The sequence below is a fragment of the Photobacterium sp. DNB22_13_2 genome, assembly GCF_052873915.1.
On sequence record NZ_JBNNXU010000292.1, the window covers coordinates 1 to 236 of the forward strand.

Annotated in this window: 1 pseudogene; it reads left to right on the forward strand. The window is 65.3% G+C overall.

From position 1 onward, the window contains the following. Window positions 1-236: pseudogene (locus tag ACVA58_RS28695) on the forward strand (DNA-binding response regulator); the annotation flags it as partial.

Consider the following 236-nt stretch of genomic DNA (forward strand, 5'->3'; position numbering starts at 1 on the left):
CCTGGAGATCGGCGCGGATGATTACCTGGGCAAGCCGTTCTCGCCGCGTGAGTTGTTGGCGCGTATCAACGCCGTGCTGCGCCGCCGCCAAGCGGTGCCGGCCTCCGCACCGGAAGACCGTGACAGCTTCGCGTTCGGCCCGTTCAAGCTCAACTTCCGCATGCGCACGCTGTTTCGCGGCGATCGCGCGCTGTCCATCAGCGACACCGAGTTTGCGCTGCTCAAGCTGCTGATTG